This window comes from Kitasatospora sp. NPDC058115, from assembly GCF_042884635.1.
Lineage (GTDB): Bacteria > Actinomycetota > Actinomycetes > Streptomycetales > Streptomycetaceae > Kitasatospora.
Map to the genome: position 1 here is coordinate 180786 of NZ_JBHVTL010000012.1, position 24535 is coordinate 205320.

The following is a 24535-nucleotide window of genomic DNA, read 5'->3' on the forward strand; positions in this document are numbered from 1 at the left end:
GTCGCGCTAGCCGGTCCGGTCCGCGGCCGGGTCCAGCAGGTCGCGGGCCAGCAGGCCGGCCCCCAGGCAGCCGGCCTCGTAGGCGAGCTCGGCGGGCCGCACCTCGGGCATCGCCTGGAAGGCCAGCCGGGCGGCGAGCCGCTCGCGCAACGGGTCGAACAAGAGCTCGCCCGCCCCCGCCAGTCCGCCGCCCAGCACGATCGCCGACGGGTCGAAGAGGGTGACGGCGACGGCCAGCGACTCGGCCAGCACGTCGACCGCCTCGGACCAGACCCGCACCGCGTCCGGATCGCCCTTGCGCGCCAGCGCCGCCACCGCGGCGGCGTCCGCCGGCCCCCCGGTCCCGGTGCCGGCCAGCGCCCGGTAGTGGCGCAGCACCGCGGGCCCGCCCACGATCGTGGAGACGCAGCCGCGTTGCCCGCACCCGCAGGGCTCGCCGCCCGGCCGCACGACCAGGTGCCCGAGTTCGCCGGCCTGCCAGTGCGCGCCGCCGAAGGGGCGCCCGCCGATCATCACCGCGGCGCCGACGCCGGTGCCGATCGGCACGAAGAGGAACACCTCGTGCCCGCGGCCGGCGCCGAGCCGGGCCTCGGCGATGCCGCCGGCCCGTACGTCGTGCCCGAGTGCCACCGGCACCCCGGCGCGCTCGGCGACCAGCCGGCGCAGCGGCACGTCCCGCCAGCCGAAGGCGGCCGAGAAGACGCCGACGCCCGCCCGCTCGTCGACGATCCCGCAGCTGGCCACGCCGACCGCCCGGACCGGCGTGCCGCGCGCGGCCGCCAGGGCCTGCGACTCGGAGACGACGTCCAGCAGGGTCTCCACCACGGCCCCGGCCCCGCGCCGGGCGCCGGTGGGCCGGCGGACGGTGGTCAGTGCCGTGCCGTCCGGGTCGAGGAGAGCGGCCTTGACGACGGTGCCGCCCAGGTCCACGCCCAGGACGACACCGCCGTCCGCCGCAGGCGTCCGGGGACTCACTCGGCGAGCTGCACGGTGCTGAACGGGATGACGACGCGGTGGTTGACCTCGTCGCCGTGGACCGGGTGGCCGTCGGGGGAGAGCATCGAGTAGGCGGTCACCTTCGCCCGGTAGATCCGGATCGGGGACTCCCCGGCGAAGTCCTGCGGCGGGCGGAAGCGCCGGGCCCGGGTCGCCTCGTCCGGGTAGCGCCGCCGGTAGTACAGCTCGCAGCCCTCGGCCAGCGCCTCGCCGGCCAGGACCTCGGCCCGCGCCAGCGCGTAGAGGGCGTCGCCGCCCCCGCCGGCCGGGTTGGAGTCGTAGATCGTCAGGGAGACGACGGGATTGGCGGCGATGTTCCGGGAGTGGAGGGTGTCCAGCCCCGACTGCCAGTAGAACCCGTCCTCGTCGTCCCAGGCGTGGGCCACCGGGGCCACCCAGGGGACGGCCTGCGGCGAGGCGGTGCCGAGGGTGAGGTAGCGGGTGGAACGGAGGAGTTCGCGTGCGGTGGTGCAGAGTTCGTCGTCCGAGCTGGGCACAGTGCCTCCGGTTCGGTGTCGGTTCGCTCCACCGGGCGTCCATCGGCCGGGCGCCGGGACGCCGGTTCTTCGCGTACTCACTCTACCGACGCCCGGCGTCCGTCAGAAGGGGGCCGCGCCGTCGGGCGGGAGGGAACCGAGGACGGTCAGCGCCGCGCCGCCCCGGGCGGTGTTGACGATGCCGCCCGGGCTGGCGCGGCTGAAGTAGCCGAGGACGGTGCGGTCGAGGACGGCCACGCTCAGGTCCCGGGTGAGCGGGCCGAGGGTGGCGGGCTCGACGCGCTCCTGGACGAGCCACCCCCGGTGGCGCGGGTCCCGCACGAGCCCGGCCCAGTCCTGCGGGCCGTGCTCGCGCCCGATGCGCACGCCGGAGCCGAAGTAGCCGTAGGGGGCCTTGAGGACCAGCCGGGTCCGCTCGGCGAGCGCCCGCTCGACGGTGACGCCGTCGCCGAGCTTGCGGCTCCACGGCACGATCGTGCGCAGGACCGCGCGCTCGGCGGGCGGGAAGAGGTGCTCGAACCGGGGGTCGGAGAGCACCGCCAGGCAGAGCTTGTTCTCCGCCACCCACCGCTGGGCGAGGACGTTGGGGACGACCAGCTCGCCGTCGGTCACCGCCGCGCAGAACCGGTCCCAGTCCCGGACCGGAGCGGGGTCGGCCGGGATGTGCTTGAGGTATCCCAGCCGCCGGCCGGGTCCGGGCGTGTAGTCGGAGGGCGATCGCATGGCCGTGGTCCGGCCGGTGCGCCGGAACTGCTGGGCGATCAGATGCCGGTCGTGGCTCCTGCCCGCGGTGTGGAAGAGGTCGGCGTGCCGGGTCTGGTCGTCGGTCAGGCCCCGGGCCCGGCCGTGCTCCACCAGCCAGGCGGCGAACCAGTCCTCCGCCTCGATCCGGCCGGCCGGGACCCGCCACCGGTCGAGGAGCGCGCCGATCCCCGGCGTCCGGCGCCAGAAGCGGGCGATGGCACCCACGGTCATCATGCTGCCGGGGCTGCTGGCGTTGAACTCCAGGATCCGCGCGGTGCCCAGCCGGTCGCCGAAGAGGTCCGCCCGGCAGAAGTCCACCGTCAGGGTGCCCGGGTGCGGGTGGCGCACGATCCAGCGGTGGAGGACCGGCGGCACGTCCAGGAAGCGCTGGAGGAGCGGGCTCCCGGGGTAGGCGCGCACGATCCGCTGCAGGGCGTCCACGGCGGTCAGGACGCGCCGGTGCAGCAGCGGCTCGGCCACCGGGTGCAGCACGCTGACCGCCGGCAGCACCGGGAAGGGGACGGACGGCGGGGAGGTGAGTGCGGCGATCTCCTCCGCCACCCCCCGGCGGACCGCGTCGTGCGCGGCCAGCAGCTCGGCGTGCAGGGGGTGCGCAGCCGCACCCGGGACGGCCGCGAGGTCGCGGTCCGGGTCGAGGAGCGGAAGGTCGTCCACGGCGGCTCCTCAGAGGTAGAGCGGGTGGAGGCGGCCGCTGCGGGCGACGTTGAGCCGCGCCTCGTGGCCGGTGCGGACGAAGGCGGAGACCAGCCGGCCGTCGACGGCGCCGAGGGCGAGGTCGTGGTGCACGGGCGGCCCCCCGGGGCCGCCGCGCAGCCGGGGGCCGGGCAGGTACTCCTGGACCAGCCAGCCCTCCGCGGCGGCCCGGTCGACGGCCGCGGCCCAGGCGGCGCCGTCCGTCTCCGGGCCGATCACCACGCCGCGGCCGTTGGCGTCGAGCGGGCTCTTGAGGACGTACCGGTCGCGCTCGCGGGAGACCCGGCGCACCGTCGGGCCGTCGCACAGCGCCAGGTTGCGCGACCACGGGAGGCCCGGCCGCACGAGCCGGTGGTCGGCCGGGTCGAAGAGGCCGGCGAAGCCGGGGTCGGAGAGGACGGCGAGGCAGAGCTTGTTGTCACCGATCACCCGGGCGCGCAGGCCGTTCTGGACGAACAGCGCGCCCTCGCGCACGGCCCGCAGGTACGGCCCCAGGTCGCCGGCCAGCAGACCGAGGTCCCGCATACCGATCTTGGCGTAGGCGTGCCGGACGGGCTCGCCGTCCAGGGTGGCGCCGCCGTCCGGGCCGGTGCGCAGCGCGCGCGGGTCGGCGTGCAGGACGCGCACGCCGAGGGCGCCCAGGCCGTCGGCGTAGGACCGGACGGCGTTGCGGTCCGCCCGGTGCGGGTGGAGCAGCGCGACGGTGTCCGGCCGTCGGCCGCTCTCCCGCTCGGCGAGGTCGAGCAGCCAGCGGCCGGGCCACGCGGCGTCGTCGGCGGGCAGCGGGCGGGGCAGGCCGATGCCGTGGCGGGTGAGCAGCGGCCGCCAGGCGGCCCGGGCCCGGCCGGCCACGGCGAGTCCGCCCGGGCCGTTCGCGTTGGTCTCCAGCACGCCCCACCGGCCGTCGGGTCGGGGCAGCAGGTCGAGCCGCATCAGGTGCACCCGGGTGTCGCGGGCGGCCGCCGCCTGGGCGCGCAGCGACTCCGGGAGGGTGAGCACCCGGCGCAGTCGCGGGTCGTGCTCCCAGCCGGCCACGACCGCCTCGATCATCCGGTGGTAGGCGGCGGTGAACGCCTCCAACTCCTCGCGCAGGCCCGGCCGCAGCCGCAGCGGCAGCCCGAGCGGCCGGTCGTTGCCGACGGCCGGGTCGCCCAGGGTCTGGGTGCCGGCCAGGGCCCGGCCCTCCGCCGTCGCGCCGACCGCCGCGACCTCCCGGGTGAACGTCTCGTCCAGTCCTGACCAGCTTTCACCGTCGGTGCCGATGCCGTCGGCCATCAAGCGGACCCCGCCCCTCAACTGGTGGAACGCCCGGATGACGCACCGAGGGTAGTGGTACCGCTACCGCGCCCCAAGTAGGCATTGGTCCAGACCTATTGACGGGCCTTGCCGTCGCTCCTACGATCCGGACCGGCACATCCCCACATGTCCCCACCCAGAGCCGGGCGTCACGCCCCCACAGCGACGGTCATGCCCATGACTCCCGGCGGGAAGCGAGCACAGCATGTTCCGTCGGAGGTCGCGCACCCCACAGCCGCAGCGAGCGGTCGTGGAGCGCGCAGCGCAGACCCACCGGACCACCGGTGCCCAGCCCGGATCCAGCGTCGCCCGGCGCTCCCTCGCCGCGCTGAGCGCGGCCGTCGTCGTCGGCGCCGGCCTCGCCGTGGCCGGAACCGTCAACGCCGGGGCCGCCACCCCCAACCTGGTCGCCAACCCCGGCTTCGAGAACGGCCTTTCCGACTGGAACTGCGCGGGCGGCGTCGGCGCGGCCGTCAGCAGCCCGGTGCACGGCGGCACCTCGGCGCTCAAGGTCTCGCCGACCGGCCAGGACCAGGGCCAGTGCACCCAGACCATCAGCGTGCAGCCCAACTCCCAGTACACGCTGAGCGCCTACGTCCAGGGCAGCTACATCTACCTGGGCGCCACCGGCACCGGCCTCACCGGTTCGACGTCCACCTGGACGGCGAGCGCCGCCTCGTACAGCAAGCTCAGCACCACCTTCTCCACCGGTGCGACCACCACCTCGGTGACCGTCTTCCTGCACGGCTGGTACGGCCAGCCCGCGTTCTACGCGGACGACGTGGAGCTGGCCGGCCCCGGCGGCACCACCACCCCGCCGACCACCCCGCCGACCACCCCGCCGACGACGCCTCCCACGACGCCGCCGACCACCCCGCCGACGACGCCTCCCACCACGCCGCCGACCACCCCGCCGACCACGCCTCCGGGCTCCACCTGCCCGACGAAGCCCAAGCCGACCGGCAAGGTGCTCCAGGGCTACTGGGAGAACTGGGACGGCGCCTCCAACGGCGTGCACCCGGGCATGGGCTGGACCCCCATCACCGACCCGCGGATGGCCGCGCACGGCTACAACGTCATCAACGCCGCCTTCCCGGTGATCCTCTCGGACGGCACCGTCCTGTGGGAGGACGGCATGGACGCCAACGTCAAGGTGTCGACCCCCGCCGAGATGTGCCAGGCCAAGGCCGCCGGCGCGACCATCCTGATGTCGATCGGCGGCGCCGCCGCGGGCATCGACCTCAGCTCCAGCACCGTCGCCGACAAGTTCGTGGCGACCGTCGTCCCGATCCTGAAGAAGTACAACTTCGACGGCATCGACATCGACATCGAGACCGGCCTGTCCAGCAGCGGCAGCATCAACACCCTGTCCGCCTCGCAGGCCAACCTGATCCGCATCATCGACGGCGTGCTCGCCCAGATGCCGGCCGGCTTCGGCCTGACGATGGCCCCCGAGACCGCGTACGTCACCGGCGGCAGCGTCACCTACGGCTCGATCTGGGGCTCCTACCTGCCGATCATCAAGAAGTACATCGACAACGGCCGCCTCTGGTGGCTGAACATGCAGTACTACAACGGCAGCATGTACGGCTGCTCCGGTGACTCCTACCAGGCCGGCACCGTCCAGGGCTTCACCGCGCAGACCACCTGCCTGAACAACGGCCTGACCATCCAGGGCACCACCATCAAGGTGCCCTACGACAAGCAGGTCCCCGGCCTGCCGGCCCAGCCGGGCGCGGGCGGCGGCTACATGGCGCCGAGCCTGGTCAGCCAGTCGTGGAGCGCCTTCAGCGGCCAGCTGAAGGGTCTGATGACCTGGTCGATCAACTGGGACGGCTCGAAGGGCTGGTCCTTCGGCGACACCGTCAAGTCCCTCCAGGGCCGTTGATGTCCCGCTGAGCGGACGGACCGGGGCCCCGGGAGCGCACGCCGCTCCCGGGGCCCCGGCGTGCGCCCGGGCGCTGACGTTGAGACACTCCGGCGCAGTGACTATCGTCGTCGGGTGAGCGAGCGCGCGATGCAAGAACCGACCGTGATGGTGCTGACGGCCCTCGCGGACGAGCCCCGGCACGGCTACGCCATCGCCCAGGAGATCAAGGCGATGACCGGCGGCCGGGTCGCGCTGCGCACCGGCGCCCTGTACGGGGCACTGGACCGCCTGCTGGCCGACGGCCTGATCGGGATCGACCGCGAGGAGGTCGTCGACGGCCGCGCCCGGCGGATCTTCGCGCTCTCCCCGGCGGGGCGCGCGCGGCTGGAGACGGAGGCCGAGCGCCTGGCCGAGACGGCCCGGGAGGCCCGTCGGCGGCTGTCCGCCGCGCGGCCGTCCACCTCCGCCCCGTGATCGAGCGCGTCCTGAGGCTCTACCCCGCCGCCTACCGGCAGGCCCACGGCGGGGAGATCGCCGCGACCTTCCGGGAGATGACCGAGGGCGAGCCGTGGAGCTCGCGGCTGCGGGAGGGCGCCGGGCTGGCGGCGCACGCGCTGAGGGTGCGGCTGGGGCCGGGACCGGCCGCCCCGGCCGCCCGGGTGCTCGGCCTGGCCCACCCCTTCGCGCTGGCCGCCGCGGCCGCCGCCTGCGGTCTGCACCTGCTGCGCTGGTACGCGAGCTTCGCCGCCTCGCCCGCGCCGTTCGGGGTGCAGCTGCGCGCCGACCTGTCGGGGGCGTGGGGCGCCCTGCTCGTCTCCGCGCTGCTGGTGTGCACGGGAGCGGCGTCGGCGCTGGCCGGGCGGTGGCGGGTCGGGCTGCCCTGCACGGTGGCCGGGCTGCTGGCGTTCGCCGCGGCCGCGGTGGTCAGCGGACCGGCGTTCGGCGACCCGGTGGTCACCCCGGTCGCGACGGTGCTGGCGGCGGGCGTGCTGCTGGCCTGCCCGCCGGACCGGCGCCCGGGGCGCGGAACGGCGGGCCCGGCGGGCGTGGCCGGCGCCGCGATCGCCCTGGTGGTCGTGCCCCGGGCGGTCCTCGACGCCCGTCTGGTGCCCTGGGTCAGCACGGACTACGGCTGCTGGCCGCTGCTCGTGCTCGGCACGGTCGGCACCGTGCTGACCTGGCGTCACGGCCTGCGGGGCGGGCCCGCACTGGCGGCGACGGCACTGGCGTGCCCGCCGCTGCTCGCGGACGCCCTCCTCACGGCGCGCGGCGACACGACCGCGCTCGCGGGCCTCGCCGCCGTCCTGCCGGCCATCGCGGTGATCGTCCCGCTGGCCGGCCGCCTGGGCCGGTCCCGCCGCACCTCCCGCTGACCGCCCGGCCGCTGCGGCCCGCGGCGTGGGGCCGGCCGGCGGCCCGGCGCTCCTCGCGACGTCCCCGCGGCGCCCCCGGGCCGGTCCTCGCCCCGTGACTCCGCCGGCCCCTCGTGCCCTGCCCCGCGCGCCGCAACGGGAGCCGTACACGGCGGTTGACGCGGCGTCCACCGGCTGTGTACCGCCCCCGTCCACGATCCGCGTGCAGGGCCGTGCGGTCCTCCGCCCCGCCGCCGCTCACGCCGTCGGCCGGCGGGCGCCGACCCGACGGGGGTCCGCGCCGCCCGGCGGACCACGCCCGCCCCGCGCCGTCAACGAGAGGAAAGCCATGCAAGCCACGCCGCACCGTTCGGGCCTCGCGCGGTACCGACCACCGCACCACCGGCCACCGCACCACCGGCCGCCTGGACGGCCGCGTTCGTGAAGCACCAGGGCTCCTACTGGTCCGCGCAGTGGTACACCACCGCCACCCCCGGCACCGCCGAGGCCGACGGCGGCCGCCCGTGGAAGCGGCTGAGCCCGGTCCCGTAGCCGCCACCACCGCAGGGCCGGACGACCGCAGGACCGGAGCCGGCCGGGCACCGCCGCGACCAGCCGGCGCCCGGCCAGCTCCTCCGCTCCGTCCTCATCCGCCGCCGGTGCCGGCGGGGAGGGCCGGGCCTCGGCCGTCCGGGTGGCGCGGCCGCCCGGACGGCGGCGGCGCGGCCGTGGCGCGCACGCCGCTTCCTACCATCCGCACATGGAACAGCACGCTCTGTGGCTCCTCGCGGACGGTCTGAAGATCGACTGGGCCAGGATGCCGACCTACAACACGATCATGTCCGTGGCCGCCGGTGCCGGCCTGCTCCTCGTGGTCGCGCTCGGCCGCAGGTTCCTGGCACCCGGGCCGATCGCCACCCTCGACGGCTGGGCGCTGGCCTTCGGGGCACTCGGTTTCACCCTCGTCGTCACCGGGCTGCACATGACCCTGACCTGGCCGCTCGCCGGGCAGGGCTTCCCCTTCGACAACATCATCTTCGGCGAACCCGCCCTCGCCTTCGGCGTCTTCCTGCTCTCCGCCTCCTTCTACCTCTGGAAGCGCGGCGCCGAACTGCTCGGCGAGGAGCGGGTGGCCCGCACCGCCCGGATCGCCGGGCCCGTGTCGCTGTACGTCTTCGGCATGGGCCTCGCCTGCTTCGGCATCGCCGCCGCGGGCTGGAAGTACACGCTCTTCGCGGCTCCTCCGGAGGAACCCATCTCGGGTGAGTTCTCGGACTGGCCGTGGCTGGAGGCGAGCTTCATGTCGGGGCTCTACGTGCTGGTCGGCATCGGCGCGCTGCTGTTCCCGTTGGCGCTGCGCCGTCCGGCCGCGTGGCCGGTCCCGGTGGTCGGGGTCGCCTGGGGCCTCGCCGGGCTCGCCTTCCTCGTCTTCGGCGGCCTCAACTACTTCACCCACATCGGACTGATCGTCAACACCATGTGACGCTTCCCGCGGCGTGCTCCTGAGGGAGGGTCGGTTCCCTCAACCTCTACAGTCCTGTAGATTTCAGCTGGTGGCGGCCGGCGGTACGGGCCCGACCGAGCCGCCCCCGGGTGCTCGCTCAACAGTCGTCCCGCCGGTGGATCCGGTGGCCCCGGGTCCCGGCCGCCGACCGTACCGCAGAGACGACAGGAGTCGCAGTGAGCTCGCGCGTGATCGCGAAGATCGCCCCCGCCCTCGTACTGGCCGGGCTGGTGCTGGGTGCGCCCGGCATCGCCCAGGCCGTGCCCGCCGCCCCCCGGGCCGCCGTGGCGGCGCCGGCGGCGCAGCCGGTCCCGGTCGCCCCGGTCGCCCCGGCCGCCGGGCCCGTGGACGCCGTGCGGCCCGCCGCCGACACCGCACCGCTCGCGGCGGCCCCGGCGTCCGGTGAGAAGAAGAAGGGCGGCTTCTTCAAGAAGCTCGGCATCGCCGCCCTGGTCGTCGTCCTGCTCATCGTGCTGTTCTTCATCGGGCTCGTCGTGGCGATCGTGTTCGCCGTCCGCCGGATCTTCCGCCGCCGCCGCGAGGCGTGACCCGCGCCGCCCGGCCGCCGCACCCCGTGGTGGCCGGGCGGAGCGGTCGGCGCGGCCCGGTCACGAACGCCCGGGGGACGGCTCCGCCCCGCCCCGCGGCGCCCGCTCCCCGCCCCGCGGCGCCCGCTCCCCGCGGCGCGGGCGCAGCAGCGGGCCGGCCAGGACCAGCGCACCCGCGACCGCGATGGCGGCGCGGGGACCGATGGCGCCGGCCAGCAGCCCGCCGAGCGCGGTGAGGACGGCGACGGCCGCCTGCTGGCCGATCGACCAGGCCGCCAGGGTGCGGGCCACGAGCCGCCGGGGCGTGCGTTCGAGCCGGTGGGCGGCGAGCACCGGGTTGTACAGGCTCATGTTGACGATGATCGCCAGCTCGACGGCGATCACGGTGACCAGGCCGGCCGTGCCGGGGCGCACGAAGGCCAGGCCGATCAGCCAGACCGCGCGCAGCGTGCCGACCACCCGGAGCACCCGGTGCCGGCCGTGGCGGGCGACCACCCGGGGGGCCAGCCGGGAGCCGATCAGCCCGCCGAGACAGGGAGCGGCGAAGGCCAGCCCGTACTGCCAGGGGGTGAATCCGAGCCGGCCGAGCAGCAGGACCGTCAGCAGCGGCTGGGTGGCCATGATCAGACCGGAGACGAGCAGGTTGTCGAGGTAGAGCGCCCGCAGCGCGGGATCCCCCAGGAGGTGCCGCCAGCCGTCGAGCACCGCGCCCGCCCGGATCCGTCCGCCGCCGGCCGGCCGCGGAGCGTCCTCCCGGCCGCCGATCGCGGCGATGCCCAGCGCGGACAGCAGATAGCCGGCCGCGTCCGCCAGCACCGTGGCGACCGGCCCGAACAGGCCGATCGCCGCCCCGCCCAGCGGCGGCCCGATCGCGAGGGCGCTCCAGTTGGTGGACTCGAACCGCGCGTTGGCCACCAGCAGGTCCTCCGGCCGGACCAGGGCCTTGAGGAAGGCGCCACTGGCCGCATTGAAAGCGATCTTGGCGGCCGCGACCACTGCGGAGACCACCAGCAGCTGGACGAAGCCCAGCCGGCCGAACGCGTGGGCGACCGGGATCGACGCCATGGCGGCGCACCTCACCAGGTCCGTCGCGATCATCACCCGCCGCTTGCGCCGGAACTCCACCCACGGCGCGAGCGGCAGCGCGATCAGCGCACCGACCGCCGGGCCGGCCGCGGACAGCGCGGACACCTCGGCGGGCCCCGCGTGCACCACCAGCACGGCGATCAGCGGCAGCGCCCCGAACCCGAGGCCGGACCCGTAGGCGCTCGCCGCGTACGCCGCCCAGAGCCAGGCGAACCGCCGCCCCAGTGCTCCTCCGCCCGTCATGCCGCACCCTCCCTGCACAAACGACTGTTGCCGGGGCAGAGCCAAGCGGGCCGTGAAGCAGCAGGTCAAACAACCGGTCCACCCGATCTGAACAACCACAGGTTGTTCACTAGGGTGGTGCGCCATGGACCTCGAAGCCGTACGCACCTTCGCCGCCGTCGCCGGGGCGGGCCAGTTCCAGAAGGCCGCCGCCGACCTGTCGATCACCCAGCAGGCCGTTTCCAAGCGCATCGCCGCCCTGGAGCGCGATCTCGGGGTACGGCTGTTCAACCGCACCCCGCGCGGCGCCGAACCCACCATCGACGGGCAGGCGTTCCTGCCGCACGCGCGCGAACTGCTGCGCGTCGCCGAGCGCGCGGTCGCCTCCGTGCACGCCGGGCGCCGTCCGCTGCGCGTCGATGTGATCAGTTCACGCGGCGCGGGCTCGGGCCTGATGCGCGGCTTCCACCGGACCCACCCGGAGATCGAGCTGGACGTGCTGACGCTGCTGGAGATCGGGGCCGCCGTCGTCGCCATCGAGTCGGGCGCGATCGACGCGTCCTTCCGGGCCGTCGCCATGCCCGGCGGACGCCTGCCGGACTCCGTCGCGTCCGTCCGGGTCGCCGACGAGCCCCTCCAGCTGCTCACCGGCCCGGGCCACGCGCTGGCCGACGCCCGGTCGGTGACCCTCGCCGAGCTCGCCGGGCACCGGATCTGGATGCCCGGCCTGCTCCCCGGCTCCGAGTGGGCCGCCTACTACGACGACCTGGTCGCCGCGTTCGGCCTCACCATCGAGGCGACCGGCCCGAACTTCGGCTCCGACGCCCTCCTCGACACCGTCGCCGACACCCCGGCCCTGGCCACCTTCATGGGCGGCCTGACCCGCCTGGTCTGGCCCGCCGGCCACGGCCTGCGCCTGATCCCGGTGACCGACCCGGTGCCGGTCTACCCGCACGCGCTCCTCTGGCACCGCGACAACCCCCACCCGGCCCTGCCCGCCCTGCGCGCCCACCTCGCCACGGCCTCACCCGCCCATGACGCCCCCGGCACCTGGCGGCCGGACTGGGTGGTCCCGCACTGAGCGGCCGGGGGGGGGCGACGCCCGGGCCGGGCCCCTACACGTGGACCCGCTCGAACTCGAAGGTGGACCGGCCCAGGTCGTCGAGCGCGGGCAGCACCTCGACCGGGCCGTGCGCGCCCTCCGCCGGGGCGAGCCACACCACGCCCTGCCGCGAGCGGACCTCGTAGCCGTCCTCGGTCCCGTCGACCGCGGTCAGCTCCCACTCCTCGGCGTGCTCCTGCCCGACGAGCAGGGCGACCGGCGGCCCCGCCGGCGCGTCGTTCCCGATGCCGGTGGGGGCGCGCTTGGCGTACACCTTGTGGCGCCCGCCGGGCAGCGCCTCGACGATCCACACCGCGTTCTCGTCGTCGGTCGCGGCGAACACCGCCTTGGGCGCCAGGTCGAAGGTCTCCGTCCTGGCGCGGCCGACCGGCCGGCCGGCGTTGCGGATCCTGTAGGGGCCGGAGTCCAGGGTCATCGGTGCGGTCCGTCCTGCGCGGGGGCGTGCGGTACACGGACGTTCTACGCGCCACCCGGTCCGGTCCGGGCGAGGACCCGCCTGCGGGCCACCCGAAAGAGTGGCGGCCCCCCGCGGGGCGCCGTCAGACGGCGTGCAGGCCGTGGGCGGTGAACACGGCGCGGGCGGCGGCGGTCTGCTCGGCGGTGGGGACCGGGGTGCCGGCGAGGGGGAAGTCGAGGCCGAGGGCGCTCCACTTGGCGGCGCCGAGCTTGTGGAAGGGCAGCACGTCGATGCGGGTGACGTTGCCGAGCGAGGCGGCGAAGGCGGCGACGCCCTCGACGTTGCCGGTGGGGTCGGTGAGGCCGGGGACGAGCACGAAGCGGACGTGGACCTCCGTACCGAGACCGGCCAGGCGGCGGGCGAAGTCCAGGGTGGGCGACAGCCGGCGCCCGGTCACCCGGCGGTACAGCGCGCGGTCCCAGGACTTGAGGTCCAGCAGCACCAGATCGGTGTCCGCGAGCAGGGCGTCGGTGGCGCGGGTGCCGAGGTAGCCGGAGGTGTCCAGGGCGGTGTGCAGCCCGAGCTCGTGCTTGAACCGGTGCAGCAGTTCCCCGGTGAGGGCGGGCTGGAGCAGCGGCTCGCCGCCGCTGACGGTCGCGCCGCCGCCGGAGGCGCGGATGAAGGCGGTGTACCCGGCGGCCTCCCGGACGACCTCGTCGGCGGTCACCGGGCGGCCGTCGGCCAGGTAGCGGGTGTCGGGGTTGTGGCAGTACTGGCAGCGCAGCGGGCAGCCGGCCAGGAAGGCGACGAAGCGGGTGCCGGGGCCGTCGACGCCGGTGGACAGGTCCCAGGAGTGCAGCATGCCGGTCACCGGCGCGGTGGGGACGTCGTCGGTCATGGGGATCTCCCTCGGGGGGTGGTGCGCCGCCGGCACCCCGGACGCGCGGGGTGCCGGCGGCGCGCGGACACGTCCTACAGCGCGTCGTGGAAGGTGCGGTTGACCACGTCGAGCTGCTGCTCACGGGTGAGCCGGACGAAGTTGACCGCGTAGCCGCTGACCCGGATGGTCAGCTGCGGGTACTTCTCGGGGTGGTCCATGGCGTCCAGCAGGGTGTCCCGGTTCAGGACGTTGACGTTCATGTGGAAGCCGCCGACGGCCGTGTAGCCGTCCAGCACGCCGGCCAGGTTGGTGATCCGCTCCTGCGGGGTGCGGCCGAGCGCGTCCGGGGCGACGGTGTGGGTGAGCGAGATGCCGTCCTCGGCCTGCGCGTACGGGAGCTTGGCGACGGACAGGGCGCTGGCGACGTACCCGTGGCGGTCGCGGCCGTTCATCGGGTTGGCGCCGGGGGAGAACGGCTCCCCGGCCCGGCGGCCGTCCGGGGTGTTGCCGGTCTTCTTGCCGTACACCACGTTGGAGGTGATGGTGAGCACCGACTGGGTGTGCTCGGCGCCCCGGTAGGTGGGGTGCTTGCGCACCTTGCGCATGAACTCCTCGACCAGCCGCACCGCGATCGCGTCCGCGCGGTCGTCGTTGTTGCCGTACGCCGGGTACTCGCCCTCGATCAGGTAGTCGGTGACCAGCCCGGTCGCGTCCCGCACCGGGGTGACCTCGGCGTACGTGATCGCGGACAGCGAGTCCGCCGCCACCGCGAGGCCGGCGATGCCGCAGGCCATGGTGCGCCGCACGTCCCGGTCGTGCAGCGCCATCTCCAGGCGCTCGTAGGCGTACTTGTCGTGCATGTAGTGGATGACGTTGAGCGCGTGCACGTACGTCCCGGCCAGCCACTCCAGCTGCTCGTCGAGGCGCGCCCACACCTCGTCGGGGTCCAGCACCTCCGAGGTGATCGCGCCGGTGGCCGGGCCGACCTGCTCGCCGGACTTCTCGTCCCGGCCGCCGTTGACCGCGTAGAGCAGCGTCTTGGCGAGGTTGACCCGCGCGCCGAAGAACTGCATCTGCTTGCCGACCGCCATCGCCGAGACGCAGCAGGCGATCGCGGTGTCGTCGCCGAAGCGCGGGCGCATCAGCTCGTCCGACTCGTACTGCACCGAGGAGGTGTCGATCGACACCTTGGCGCAGAACTCCTTGAAGCCCCTCGGCAGCCGGGGCGACCAGAAGACGGTCAGGTTCGGCTCCGGCGCCGGGCCGAGGTTGTACAGGGTCTGCAGGTAGCGGAAGGAGGTCCGGGTCACCAGGGTGCGGCCGTCCGCGCCCATGCCGCCGATCGACTCGGTGACCCAGGTCGGGTCGCCGGAGAACAGCTCGTCGTACTCGGGGGTGCGCAGGAAGCGGACGATCCGCAGCTTGATGACGAAGTCGTCGACCAGCTCCTGGGCCTGCTCCTCGGTCAGCCGCCCGGCGGCGAGGTCGCGCTGCAGGTAGACGTCGAGGAAGGTCGAGGTGCGGCCGAGCGACATGGCCGCGCCGTTCTGCTCCTTCACCGCCGCCAGGTAGGCGAAGTACAGCCACTGGACGGCCTCCCGGCCGGTCGTGGCCGGACCGGAGAGGTCGTAGCCGTAGGCCGAGGCCATCTCCTTGAGCTCGCCCAGCGCCCGGATCTGCTCGGCGAGTTCCTCGCGCCCGCGGATCGTCTCCTCCAGCCGCGCCGGGTCGGTGGGGGCGGCGTCCAGCTCCGCCTTCTCGGCGAGCTTCGCCCCGACCAGCCGGTCCACGCCGTAGAGCGCGACCCGGCGGTAGTCGCCGATGATCCGGCCGCGACCGTAGGCGTCCGGCAGGCCGGTGATCACGCCGGCCTTGCGGGCGGCCCGGATCTCGGGGGTGTAGGCGTCGAACACCCCGGCGTTGTGGGTCTTGCGGTACTCGGTGAAGACCTTCTCCAGCCCCGGGTCGACCGGGTAGCCGTAGGTCCGCAGCGCACCCGCGACCATCCGCCAGCCGCCGTTGGGCATGATCGCGCGCTTGAGCGGGGCGTCCGTCTGCAGCCCGACGATCAGCTCCCGCTCCCGGTCGATCCAGCCCGGGGCGTGCGCGGTGATGGTCGAGGGGATGTCGTACGCGACGTCGTACACGCCCTTGGCGCGCTCCTCGGGGAAGCGCTCGGTGATCCGCCGCCAGACCGCGAGGGTCCGCTCGGTCGGGCCGGCCAGGAAGGCCGCGTCGCCCTCGTACGGGGTGTAGTTGCGCTGGACGAAGTCGCGCACGTCGACGGCGTCCTGCCAGCGGCCGGGGGCGAAGCCGTCCCAGGCTCCGGCCGCCACCGCGGTGGTCCGGGTCTGCTGCGAGGTGGTCATCTCGGTCTCTCCCTTCCCAGACCCTCAGGCCTGGTCGCCGTAGTAGGCCCGGCGCATCAGCCGCTGCATGTCGGCGAGCAGCGGCATCCGGGGGTTGGCGGGCGCGCACTGGTCCTCGTAGGCGTTCATCGCCTGCTGCGGCAGGGCCGCCAGGAACGCCTCCTCGTCGACGCCCGCCTCCTTGAAGGAGCGCGGGATGCCGACCCGGTCCCGCAGGTCCTCGACCGCCGCCGCGAGCGATTCCACGCCCTGCTCCGGGGTCGCGGCCGGCAGGCCGAGCATCCGGGCGATCGCCTGGTAGCGCTCCGGGGCCACGTAGCTGCGGTACTTCGGCCAGCCGGTGACCTTCGCCGGGGCCGAGCCGTTCCAGCGGATCACGTGCGGCAGCAGCAGGGCGTTGGTCCGCCCGTGGGCGACGTGGAAGGTGGCGCCCAGGGTGTGCGCCATGGCGTGCACGGCGCCCAGGAAGGCCGAGCCGAAGGCCATGCCGGCGATCGTCCCGGCGTTGTGCATCCGCTCGCGGGCCTCCGGGTCGTCCGCCCCGGCGGTCACCGCCCGCTCCAGGTTCTCGAAGATCAGCCGGACGCCCTGCAGCGCCAGGCCGTCGGTGAAGTCGTTGGCGTAGACCGAGACGTAGGTCTCGATGCAGTGGGTGAGGGCGTCGAACCCGGTGTCGGCGGTGACGTCGGCCGGCAGCCGGGTGGTGAGGGCCGGGTCGACGATCGCCACGGTCGGGGTGAGCGCGTAGTCGGCGAGCGGGTACTTCTGGCCGGTGACGGTGTCGGTGATCACCGCGAACGGGGTGACCTCGCTGCCGGTGCCCGAGGTGGTCGGGACGCACACCAGCTTGGCCTTCTCCCCGAGGTCGGGGAAGGTGAAGGCGCGCTTGCGGATGTCGAAGAACTTCTCCTTGAGGTCCGCGAACTCCACCTCCGGGTGCTCGTACATCAGCCACATCACCTTGGCCGCGTCCATCGGCGAACCGCCGCCCAGCGCGATGATGGTGTCCGGCTCGAACTCCCGCATCAGCTCCGCGCCCCGGCGCACCGTGTCGATGCTCGGGTTGGGCTCCACGTAGTCGACGACCCGCACCTCGACCGGCTCCCGGCGCCGGTCCAGCACGCCCCGGATCCGCTCCAGGTGACCGATCGCCACCATGGTGTGGTCGGTGACCACCACGACGCGGCGCGCGTTCGGCATGCTCGCCAGGTACTTGACGGAGTTGCGCTCGAAGAAGATCTTCGGCGGGACCTTGAACCACTGCATGTTGGTGTTGCGCCGCCCGATCCGCTTGATGTTCACCAGGTTCAGGGCCGAGACGTTGCCCGCCACGGTGTTGTGCCCGTAGCTGCCGCAGCCCAGGGTCAGCGAGGGCGTGAACGCGTTGTAGACGTCACCGATGCCGCCCTGCGAGCTGGGCGCGTTCCAGATGATCCGGCAGGCCTTCACGGCGTGCCCGAACTCCTCGGTGAACGCCGCGTCCTCGGTGTGCACCGCCGCCGAGTGCCCGGGGCCGTCGAACTCCACCATGGCGGCGGCCAGTTCGACGCCCTCCCGGCGGGAGCCCGCGGTCAGCACGGCCAGCACCGGGCAGAGCTTCTCCCGGGTGAGCGGCTCGGTGGGCCCGACCCGCTCGCAGTCCGCCAGGATCACCGTGGTGTCGGCCGGCACCACGAAGCCGGCCGCCGCCGCCACCTCGGCGGCCGTGCGGCCCACCACCTCCGCGTTCAGCTTCGCGCCCGCGCACGACACCCCGTCGCCGACCCCGAACAGGTGCCGCTCCAGCAGCGCCTTCTCCTCGGGGCTCGCGTGGTGCGCCTTCAGCTTGCGGAACTCCGCGAGCGCGGCCTCGCGGATCTCCGCGTCCAGGATCACCGCCTGCTCGGAGGCGCAGATCATGCCGTTGTCGAAGGTCTTCGACAGCACGATGTCGTTCACCGCGCGCCGCAGGTCGGCGCTGCGCTCGACGTACGCCGGCACGTTGCCCGCGCCGACGCCCAGTGCGGGCTTGCCGCAGCTGTACGCCGCCCGCACCATCGCGTTGCCGCCGGTGGCGAGGATCGTCGCCACGCCCGGGTGGCGCATCAGCGCGTCGGTGGCCGCCATCGACGGCTCCTCGATCCACTGGACGCAGTGCGCCGGCGCCCCGGCCGCCACCGCCGCGTCGCGCACGACCCGGGCCGCCTCGGCCGAGCAGCGCTGCGCCGCCGGGTGGAAGGCGAAGACGATCGGGTTGCGGGTCTTCAGGGCGAGCAGCGCCTTGAAGATCGTGGTGGAGGTGGGGTTGGTGACCGGGGTGATGCCGGCGACCACGCCGACCGGTTCGGCGATCTCGACGATGCCGTCGATCTCGTCCCGGCGGACCACCCCGACGGTCTTCGTGCGGGCCATCACATGGGTGACGTTCTCGCAGGCGAAGACGTTCTTGACGGCCTTGTCCTCGAACAGGCCCCGTCCGGTCTCCTCCACCGCCAGCGCCGCCAGGCCGGTGTGCCGGGCCAGGGCGGCCAGGGAGGCCTTCTTGACGATGTGGTCGACCTGCTCCTGGGTGAAGGAGCCGTACTCCTCCAGGGCGGTGAGGGCGCCGGTGACCAGACGGTCGACGGCGTCGTGCGGGGCGGCGAGGACGCTCGTGGGCGACGGCTTCGCGTCGTGCTTCGGGCGGGTCGACATGTGCGGGACTGCCTTTCGGGTCATCGTCCGACATCGGGCGCCGCGGGCGCCTTCGGTTCCAGGTTCCTTGCTCGGGGGCCGGGCGGGCATCCGCCCAACGGGACCTCCCCGTGGTCCGAAGGTCCCTGCCGCGGTGGGCGATCGGTCCCGCCGCGGTCGGGGACCAGCGGTCGGGGATCAGGGGTCCGGGTTCAGTGGTCCGGAATCGGTGGTCCGGTTCAGGGGTGCGGGACGACCGCGACCGGGGCGTGCGCGTGGTGCAGCACCGACTGGGCCACCGGCCCGAGGTGGGGCCCGGTCAGCGGGTGCGCGGGGGTGCGCCGGCCGAGCACCACCAGGCAGGCGCCGTGCGAGGCCTCCACCAGCGCCCGGCCCGGGCTCCAGGGGCACACCTCGGCCTCCACCCGGACCTGCGGGAACTTCTCCCGCCAGGGCGCCAGCGCGTCCTCCAGCCGCAGCTGCTCGGCGGCGGCCATCGCCGCGCGGATCTCGGCCTGCTCGACGGGCGCCCGGGTGGCGTAGACGTCGTGGGAGGTGGTCCGGCTCTCCACCGCGCGCAGGCCGGTGCCGTGGTCGGCGGCGTACCGGAAGGCGAACTCCAGCACGGCGTCACCGGGCCGGTCGCTCTCCAGCCCCACCACGACGTCGCCCGCGGCGTCGCCGTCCTGCCGGTCCGTCAGGGCCCGGACCAGGACGACCGGGCACTGCGAGCGGGCGGCGGTCCGCAGGCCGACCGAGCCGATCAGCAGCCCGGTGAACCCGCCGAGGCCGCGCGAGCCCAGGACCAGCAGCTCGGCGCGCCCGCTCGCGGCGGCGAGGGTGTACGCCGGGTGCCCGGGCTGGACCTCGCAGGTGACGTCGAGCCCGGGCAGCGCGGCGGCGATCCCGTCGCAGAGGTCGGCGACCGGGGTGGGCAGCGCCGTCCCGCCGCCGAGGTCGCGCTCCAGCGCGTCGGCCTCGGTTCCCGCCACGTGGATCATCCGCAGCGCGAGCCCGCGCCGGTCCGCCTCGCGGGCGGCCCACTCGGCGGCCGCCGCGCTCGGCACCGAACCGTCGATCCCCACCGTCACGTTGTGCGCCATGCGTACGACCTCCCCGGTCCCGGGGGTCCGCGGCACCCGGTGTGCGCGGCCCCTCCGGTGACCAGCGTCCCGCCCGGCGGGTGCCCGGCCCCAGGGTCCGAGCAGCCCCATCCGGCCGCCGAAGGTCCCGGGCCGGGGCGCCCCTTCGGCCCGGTGGGGCGTGGCGTCAACTCGGTGCGTGCGACGGCATCCCTTCGAGTGAACCTCGGCGTCAAGTCCGTTTTGTTCGAGCGCGGTTGATCAGGATTCCGGGTGGCACCCGTGCAGGGTGCCCGCTGCCACCGGTACCGAGAGGACGGCCCGTATGACCACTGCCAGTGGGGACCCGATCGCGTCGATCACCGACGCGACGCTCATCGACATCGCGACGAACGGCATCTGGGGCCCGGGCCTCACCCCCAGCGAGTCCGTCGTCGACCTGGCCCGGGCGCTGCTGGCGGCGCTCCGGGGCGAGCCGGGCGTCGAACTCCCCGCAGAGCTGGCGGAGTTGGCCGCCGACGTCCGGCAGGCCGGCACGGTCGACGTCACCGGCATCACCGTGCCCGGGGGCGACGGCGACCTCCGGCTGTCCGCGCTCACCATCAAGCTGAACGACGGCAACCCGCACCCCGTGGTGATCGTGCCCGCCGGCTGGAACCCGTACGGATGGCTGCCCTTCCTCTACGCCTACCTCACCCTCGCCCGGCGCGGCTACCACGTGCTGGCCTACACCCCGCGCGGCATCGGCATCCCCGGCTGGCTGTCCACGTCCGAGGGCTTCGTCGACGTCGCCGGCGAGAACGACCGGACCGACGGCTCGGTCGTGATCGACTACGCCGAGGAGTACTTCGCCCCGACCCGGGTCGGCTTCCTCGGCCTGTCCTACGGCTCGGGGATCAGCCAGCTGGTGGCCGCGCACGACCCCGCGGAGCGGGTCCGCGTCGTCGTCGCGGGGAGCACCTGGGGCAATCTCGCCACCAGCCTCTACGACAACGGCACCCGGCACCTGGAGGCCGTCCGGCTGCTGATCGACTTCACCGGCGGCCCGATGGAGGAGAAGTTCGACGAGGCGACCCAGGAGATCCTCAGGAACTTCCTGGCCGGCCGGGACATGGAGACCGTGGTCGACTGGGGCACCAGGCGCTCCCCGCAGACGTACGTGGACCGCACCAACGCCCGCGGCATCCCCACCTTCATCTCCAACACCTGGCACGAGACCCTGTTCCCGGTCGCCTCGGTGATCGACACCTTCCAGCAGCTGACCGTGCCGAAGCGGCTCAACCTCTGGATCGGCGACCACGGCGCCCCCGAGGGCCCCGGCCTGACCGGTCTGCTGAGCGGCCTGCCGTTCCCGGGCATCGCCGTTCCGATGCGGGAGGCCTACGAGTGGCTGGACCACTACCTGCTCGACGCCGACAACGGCGTGCCGGACTGGCCGGAGGTGAACGCCCAGTCCATGTTCACCTACGAGACCCTTCCCATCCCGGGCGGCAGCAGGCTGATCACCGTCCCGGCGCGCCGGGAGCCGCTCGCGAGCTGGAACGAGTTCACCACCGCCGCCGAGGCCTGGTACCTCACGGGCGCCGACGGCTCCGGGGACGGCCGGCTCTCCGACAAGCCGGCCGCCGGCTGGTCGCGGGACTTCGAGGCGGGCACCCTGACGGACGCCGTCGCCGTGGACGCGATCATGAAGACCGGGCAGAAGGAGTGGTTCGGCAACCCCAAGCCCTACGACCTCGCGACGTTCGACCGCTCACGGCTGCTGGTCTGGGCGACCGACCCGCTCTCCGGCTCGGGCGGCGTCGCCCGCCGGATCCGGGGCGCCGCCACCGTCCGGCTCACCGTGCGCAGCACCGTCACCGCCGCCACCCTGGTCGCGTACCTGTTCGACGTCGCGCCGGACGGCACCGCGCGGATCATCACCCACGAGCCGTACACCGCCACCGACCTGACCCCGAACGTCAACGCCGGCGTCAGCTGGCAGCTCCAGGCCGCCTCCTACGACCTTCCGGCCGGCCACCGGCTGGCGCTGGTCGTCAACGGCCGCGACCCGCTGTACTCGTACGCGAACATGGACCTCGCCGTCGTCACGACCACCACGGTCGGCTCGCAGACCGGGCAGGAGGCCGCCCTGGAGCTGCCGCTCGGCTGACCCCGCCCCGGGGCCGCAGCCGCTGCTGACGGCTCCGTCGATCACGGTCCCCCTGACCATGATCCTCTACCGCCGCCCTCGGGGCGCGGCCTACGGTGGGGGCTGCCCGGCGACGACCCGTCGCGCCGGGCACCCCCACCCGTCGCACCCGAAGGCAGAACCACCCCGTGACCAGCACCGGCCCGGCCGCCGCGCCCGGCATACCCACCCGCTCCGAGGCGCAGCGCCGCACCCTCACCGTGCTGGTCACCAGCCAGGTCCTCAGCGGCGCCGGCCTGGCCGCCGGCATCACCGTCGGCGCCCTGCTCGCCCAGGACATGCTGGGCTCCACCGACCTCGCCGGACTGCCCAGCGCGCTGTTCACCGCCGGCTCGGCCCTCGCCGCCGTCGCGGTCGGCCGGATCTCCCAGGCCAGGGGCCGCCGGCCGGGCCTGGCCGCGGGCTACCTCACCGGCGCCGTCGGCAGCGGGGGCGTCATCGCCGCCGCCGCCCTCGACAGCCCGGTGCTGCTGTTCCTCGCCCTGTTCGTCTACGGCGCCGGAACCGCCACCAACCTCCAGGCCCGCTACGCCGGTGCCGACCTCGCCGCCCCCGGCCACCAGGCCCGGGCCGTCTCCACCGTCCTGGTCGCCACCACCCTCGGCGGTGTCGTCGGCCCCAACCTCGCCGCCCCCACCGGGAGGCTGGCCGAGCACCTCGGCGTGCCCGCCCTCGCCGGACCCTTCCTGCTCGCCGGCGCCGCCTACACCCTGGCCGCTCTGGTCCTCGCCGTCCGGCTGCGCCCCGACCCCCTGCTGCTCGCCCGTGAGCTCCGGCGTTCGGAGCAGGAGCAGCGGGCGGGGGACGCGGCCGCCCCCGCGACCGACCAGGACGAGGTGCGCCGGCCGACGCTGGTGCTGGGCGCGCTGACGATGGTCCTCACCCAGCTCGTCATGGTCGCGATCATGACGATGACGCCCGTTCACATGCACGACCACGGCCACGGGACGGCCGCCTCCGGGCTCGTCATCGCCATCCACGTCGGCGCCATGTACCTGCCCTCCCCGCTGACCGGCCGGCTGGTCGACCGGCACGGCCCGACCGCCGTCGCCACCGGCTCCGGCCTCACCCTCCTCGCCGCCGGACTCCTCGCCGCCGCGGCCCCGGCCGGATCCGTCGTCCTCCTCGCCCTCGCGCTCGCCCTGCTCGGCCTCGGCTGGAACCTCGGCCTCGTCTCCGGCACCGCGATGATCACCGAGGCCGCGCCCCTCGCCACCCGCGCCAGGACCCAGGGCACGGTGGACGTCGCCATCGCCGTCGCGGGCGCGACCGGCGGCCTGGCCTCCGGCGTCGTGGTCTCCGCCGGAAGCTACGCGCTCCTCTCGCTGGCCTGCGGCCTGCTGGCCCTCGCCGTCCTTCCCGCCGTCGCCGCCACCGCGAAGGCCCGCTGACCGGGGTTCCGCCGTCGGCGGGCCGCCCGCGGCCCCTCGTGCGCCCCTCCTGGTGGCGGGAGCGCAGGATCGGGCCGATGGTGGGTAGGCGCCGAGCCGACGGGAGGTGGACGGCGGTGGGCCACGACGATGCGGTGCTGGGCGGTGTACTGGCCCGGCTGCTGGCCCGCTCGCGGGCGCACGGGCCGGCGGAGCTGCCCGGGCTGGTGCGGGAGGCGGTCCGCGGGCTGGGCGCGGACGGGGCCCGGATCTTCCTGGCCGACGTCCAGCAGCGGCACCTCGTCCCGCTGCTGCCCGGCTCGGGGGACGGCGAGCCCGAGGACGAGGTCGACGTCGAGGGGACGCTCGGCGGCCGCGCCTACCGCCTCCAGCGCAGCCAGTTCTCCACCGGCTCGCCCGCGGTCGGCTGGTACCCGCTGGTCGACGGGGTCGAGCGGATCGGCGTCCTGCGGATCGAAGGCGGCGCCCGGAACGCGGACACGACCGCGGGCTTCGAGGCGCTGGCCTCCCTGGTCGCCCTGCTGGCGGTGTCGAAGAGCGCGTACAGCGACATCATCGTCGAGGTCGGGCGCCGGCACCGGATGAGCCTGCAGGCCGAACTGCTCTGGGCCTTCCTGCCGCCGCGCACCATCGGCACCCGGGACGTCACCTCCAGCGCCGTCCTGGAGCCGGCCTACGACGTGGGCGGCGACGCCTTCGACCACGCGGTGGCGCGCGGGCACCTGCACGTGTCGGTGTTCGACGCGATGGGCCACGACCTGGCGTCCGGCGGGGCCAGTTCGGTCGCCCTGGCCGCCTGCCGCTCCACCCGGCGGGCCGGCGGCGGCCTGGCCGACATCGTCCACGCGATCGACCGCACGCTGGCCCGGTGGATCCCGGACCGGCTGCTCACGGCGGTGGTCGCCGACCTCGACACCGCCACCGGCGAGCTGACCTGGGTCAACTGCGGCCACCCCGCGCCGCTGCTCGTCCGGGACCGCCGGATCGTCCCGGACGCCCTGGTCCGGGCCGCCGAGCTGCCGCTCGGGCTGGGCTTCCACGAGAGCGGGCCGCAACCCGTGCACCACGCCCGGCTGCAGCCCGGCGACCGGATGCTGGTCCACACCGACGGGGTCACCGAGGCCCGCTCGGCCTCCGGCGAGCTCTTCGGGGAGCGCCGTCTGGCCGACACCCTCGTCCAGCACATGGCAGGCGGCGAGCCGGCCCCCGAGGCGCTGCGCCAGCTGATCCACGCCCTGGTCACCCACCAGGACCACGAGCTGCGCGACGACGCCACCATCCTGCTGGCGGAGTGGCACCCGCACCGGGCGTAGCGGGGGTGGACGCCCCCGGGCGGTCGGCGTCCCGGCGGTTCCGGGCCGGGGGCGCCGCGCCGCACGGCCGAGGCGGCGGGCAGCAGGGCGGCGGGGCAGGGCCGAACGGCCCACGCCCCTCGCCGACGTCCAGCACATGGCCGGCGGCGAGCCGGCCCCCGAGGCGCTGCGCCAGCTGATCCACGCCCTGGTCACCCACCAGGACCACGAGTTGCGCGACGACGCCACCATCCTGCTGGCGGAGTGGCACCCGCACCGGGCGTAGCGGGGGTGGACGCCCCCGGGCGGTCGGCGTCCCGGCGGTTCCC

The 24535-nt window shown here is 74.9% G+C and carries 19 protein-coding genes and 2 pseudogenes; 11 read left to right on the plus strand and 10 right to left on the minus strand.

Annotated elements, in window-relative coordinates; genetic code table 11:
* Positions 1 to 6: 6 nt before the first annotated feature.
* The 4 genes from ACFVVL_RS15230 to ACFVVL_RS15245 all read right to left on the minus strand — a co-directional run bounded on the left by ACFVVL_RS15230 (position 7) and on the right by ACFVVL_RS15245 (position 4226).
* Positions 7 to 975, minus strand: a complete 969-nt coding sequence (locus ACFVVL_RS15230) for an ROK family protein (RefSeq protein WP_380296529.1) — start codon at positions 973 to 975, stop codon at positions 7 to 9.
* Entirely contained in the window at positions 972 to 1493 is a 522-nt protein-coding gene (locus ACFVVL_RS15235) for a pyridoxamine 5'-phosphate oxidase family protein (RefSeq protein WP_387675164.1), read from the minus strand. The genes ACFVVL_RS15230 and ACFVVL_RS15235 overlap by 4 nt, the downstream gene beginning before the upstream one ends.
* A 102-nt stretch (positions 1494 to 1595) precedes the next feature.
* Entirely contained in the window at positions 1596 to 2912 is a 1317-nt protein-coding gene (locus ACFVVL_RS15240) for a hypothetical protein (protein WP_387675166.1), read from the minus strand.
* A gap of 9 nt (positions 2913 to 2921) precedes the next feature.
* Entirely contained in the window at positions 2922 to 4226 is a 1305-nt protein-coding gene (locus ACFVVL_RS15245; RefSeq protein WP_387675169.1) for a hypothetical protein, read from the minus strand.
* Between the two features lie 226 nt (positions 4227 to 4452).
* Here ACFVVL_RS15245 and ACFVVL_RS15250 point away from each other — a divergent pair.
* The 6 genes and pseudogenes from ACFVVL_RS15250 to ACFVVL_RS15275 form a co-directional block, all read left to right on the plus strand.
* Positions 4453 to 4986: pseudogene (locus tag ACFVVL_RS15250) on the plus strand (carbohydrate binding domain-containing protein); the annotation flags it as partial.
* Positions 4987 to 5178: 192 nt separating this feature from the next.
* Positions 5179 to 6135, plus strand: a pseudogene (locus tag ACFVVL_RS15255) (chitinase); the annotation flags it as partial.
* 114 nt (positions 6136 to 6249) lie between these two features.
* Positions 6250 to 6591: a PadR family transcriptional regulator gene (locus ACFVVL_RS15260; protein ID WP_387675172.1), complete on the plus strand. Its 342-nt coding sequence runs from the start codon at positions 6250 to 6252 to the stop codon at positions 6589 to 6591.
* Positions 6588 to 7490 (plus strand): hypothetical protein, encoded by a 903-nt coding sequence (locus ACFVVL_RS15265; RefSeq protein WP_387675175.1) that lies wholly within the window; start codon positions 6588 to 6590, stop codon positions 7488 to 7490. Before ACFVVL_RS15260 ends, ACFVVL_RS15265 begins: the two co-directional genes overlap by 4 nt.
* Positions 7491 to 8229: 739 nt before the next feature.
* Positions 8230 to 8952: a DUF981 family protein gene (locus ACFVVL_RS15270; RefSeq protein ID WP_387675178.1), complete on the plus strand. Its 723-nt coding sequence runs from the start codon at positions 8230 to 8232 to the stop codon at positions 8950 to 8952.
* A gap of 197 nt (positions 8953 to 9149) precedes the next feature.
* Positions 9150 to 9521: a hypothetical protein gene (locus ACFVVL_RS15275; RefSeq protein ID WP_387675181.1), complete on the plus strand. Its 372-nt coding sequence runs from the start codon at positions 9150 to 9152 to the stop codon at positions 9519 to 9521.
* Positions 9522 to 9581: 60 nt separating this feature from the next.
* Here ACFVVL_RS15275 and ACFVVL_RS15280 read toward each other — a convergent pair whose 3' ends face one another.
* Entirely contained in the window at positions 9582 to 10850 is a 1269-nt protein-coding gene (locus ACFVVL_RS15280) for an MFS transporter (RefSeq protein ID WP_387675184.1), read from the minus strand.
* Positions 10851 to 10974: 124 nt separating this feature from the next.
* On the opposite strand from ACFVVL_RS15280, the gene ACFVVL_RS15285 reads away from it, so the two are divergent.
* The gene (locus ACFVVL_RS15285; protein ID WP_387675187.1) at positions 10975 to 11910 is read left to right on the plus strand and encodes a LysR family transcriptional regulator; all 936 of its coding nucleotides are present in this window, start codon (positions 10975 to 10977) and stop codon (positions 11908 to 11910) included.
* 34 nt (positions 11911 to 11944) lie between these two features.
* Here ACFVVL_RS15285 and ACFVVL_RS15290 read toward each other — a convergent pair whose 3' ends face one another.
* The 5 genes from ACFVVL_RS15290 to ACFVVL_RS15310 form a co-directional block, all read right to left on the minus strand.
* Positions 11945 to 12367, minus strand: coding sequence for an I66 family serine proteinase inhibitor (locus ACFVVL_RS15290; RefSeq protein ID WP_387675190.1), 423 nt, complete (start codon positions 12365 to 12367; stop codon positions 11945 to 11947).
* Between the two features lie 124 nt (positions 12368 to 12491).
* Positions 12492 to 13247 carry a pyruvate formate-lyase-activating protein gene (pflA, locus tag ACFVVL_RS15295; protein WP_387675193.1) on the minus strand — a complete coding sequence of 252 codons (756 nt, stop codon included), beginning with the start codon at positions 13245 to 13247 and terminating at the stop codon, positions 12492 to 12494.
* Positions 13248 to 13321: 74 nt separating this feature from the next.
* A complete protein-coding gene (gene pflB, locus ACFVVL_RS15300) occupies positions 13322 to 15598 on the minus strand; it encodes a formate C-acetyltransferase (protein WP_387675196.1) in 2277 nt (758 codons plus the stop codon).
* Between the two features lie 24 nt (positions 15599 to 15622).
* Entirely contained in the window at positions 15623 to 18271 is a 2649-nt protein-coding gene (adhE, locus tag ACFVVL_RS15305; protein WP_387675199.1) for a bifunctional acetaldehyde-CoA/alcohol dehydrogenase, read from the minus strand.
* Between the two features lie 218 nt (positions 18272 to 18489).
* The gene (locus ACFVVL_RS15310; RefSeq protein ID WP_380297471.1) at positions 18490 to 19353 is read right to left on the minus strand and encodes a universal stress protein; all 864 of its coding nucleotides are present in this window, start codon (positions 19351 to 19353) and stop codon (positions 18490 to 18492) included.
* A 304-nt stretch (positions 19354 to 19657) separates the two neighbouring features.
* Here ACFVVL_RS15310 and ACFVVL_RS15315 point away from each other — a divergent pair, with 304 nt between their 5' ends.
* The 4 genes from ACFVVL_RS15315 (at position 19658) to ACFVVL_RS15330 (ending at position 24492) form a co-directional block, all read left to right on the plus strand.
* Positions 19658 to 21484 carry a CocE/NonD family hydrolase gene (locus ACFVVL_RS15315; RefSeq protein WP_387675203.1) on the plus strand — a complete coding sequence of 609 codons (1827 nt, stop codon included), beginning with the start codon at positions 19658 to 19660 and terminating at the stop codon, positions 21482 to 21484.
* 167 nt (positions 21485 to 21651) lie between these two features.
* Positions 21652 to 22914 (plus strand): MFS transporter, encoded by a 1263-nt coding sequence (locus ACFVVL_RS15320; protein ID WP_387675206.1) that lies wholly within the window; start codon positions 21652 to 21654, stop codon positions 22912 to 22914.
* Positions 22915 to 23030: 116 nt separating this feature from the next.
* A complete protein-coding gene (locus ACFVVL_RS15325; RefSeq protein WP_387675209.1) occupies positions 23031 to 24227 on the plus strand; it encodes a PP2C family protein-serine/threonine phosphatase in 1197 nt (398 codons plus the stop codon).
* A 136-nt stretch (positions 24228 to 24363) separates the two neighbouring features.
* Positions 24364 to 24492 carry a hypothetical protein gene (locus tag ACFVVL_RS15330; protein ID WP_387675212.1) on the plus strand — a complete coding sequence of 43 codons (129 nt, stop codon included), beginning with the start codon at positions 24364 to 24366 and terminating at the stop codon, positions 24490 to 24492.
* Positions 24493 to 24535: the final 43 nt, after the last annotated feature.

Excerpts from the sequence above, each read along its gene's own strand:
- pflA (WP_387675193.1), bottom strand. The coding sequence starts at position 13,247 with ATGACCGACGACGTCCCCACCGCGCCGGTGACCGGCATGCTGCACTCC.
- ACFVVL_RS15285 (WP_387675187.1), top strand. The coding sequence starts at position 10,975 with ATGGACCTCGAAGCCGTACGCACCTTCGCCGCCGTCGCCGGGGCGGGC.
- pflB (WP_387675196.1), bottom strand. The coding sequence starts at position 15,598 with ATGACCACCTCGCAGCAGACCCGGACCACCGCGGTGGCGGCCGGAGCC.
- ACFVVL_RS15315 (WP_387675203.1), top strand. The coding sequence starts at position 19,658 with ATGACCACTGCCAGTGGGGACCCGATCGCGTCGATCACCGACGCGACG.
- ACFVVL_RS15270 (WP_387675178.1), top strand. The coding sequence starts at position 8,230 with ATGGAACAGCACGCTCTGTGGCTCCTCGCGGACGGTCTGAAGATCGAC.
- ACFVVL_RS15330 (WP_387675212.1), top strand. The coding sequence starts at position 24,364 with ATGGCCGGCGGCGAGCCGGCCCCCGAGGCGCTGCGCCAGCTGATCCAC.
- ACFVVL_RS15245 (WP_387675169.1), bottom strand. The coding sequence starts at position 4,226 with ATGGCCGACGGCATCGGCACCGACGGTGAAAGCTGGTCAGGACTGGAC.
- ACFVVL_RS15280 (WP_387675184.1), bottom strand. The coding sequence starts at position 10,850 with ATGACGGGCGGAGGAGCACTGGGGCGGCGGTTCGCCTGGCTCTGGGCG.
- adhE (WP_387675199.1), bottom strand. The coding sequence starts at position 18,271 with ATGTCGACCCGCCCGAAGCACGACGCGAAGCCGTCGCCCACGAGCGTC.
- ACFVVL_RS15290 (WP_387675190.1), bottom strand. The coding sequence starts at position 12,367 with ATGACCCTGGACTCCGGCCCCTACAGGATCCGCAACGCCGGCCGGCCG.
- ACFVVL_RS15310 (WP_380297471.1), bottom strand. The coding sequence starts at position 19,353 with ATGGCGCACAACGTGACGGTGGGGATCGACGGTTCGGTGCCGAGCGCG.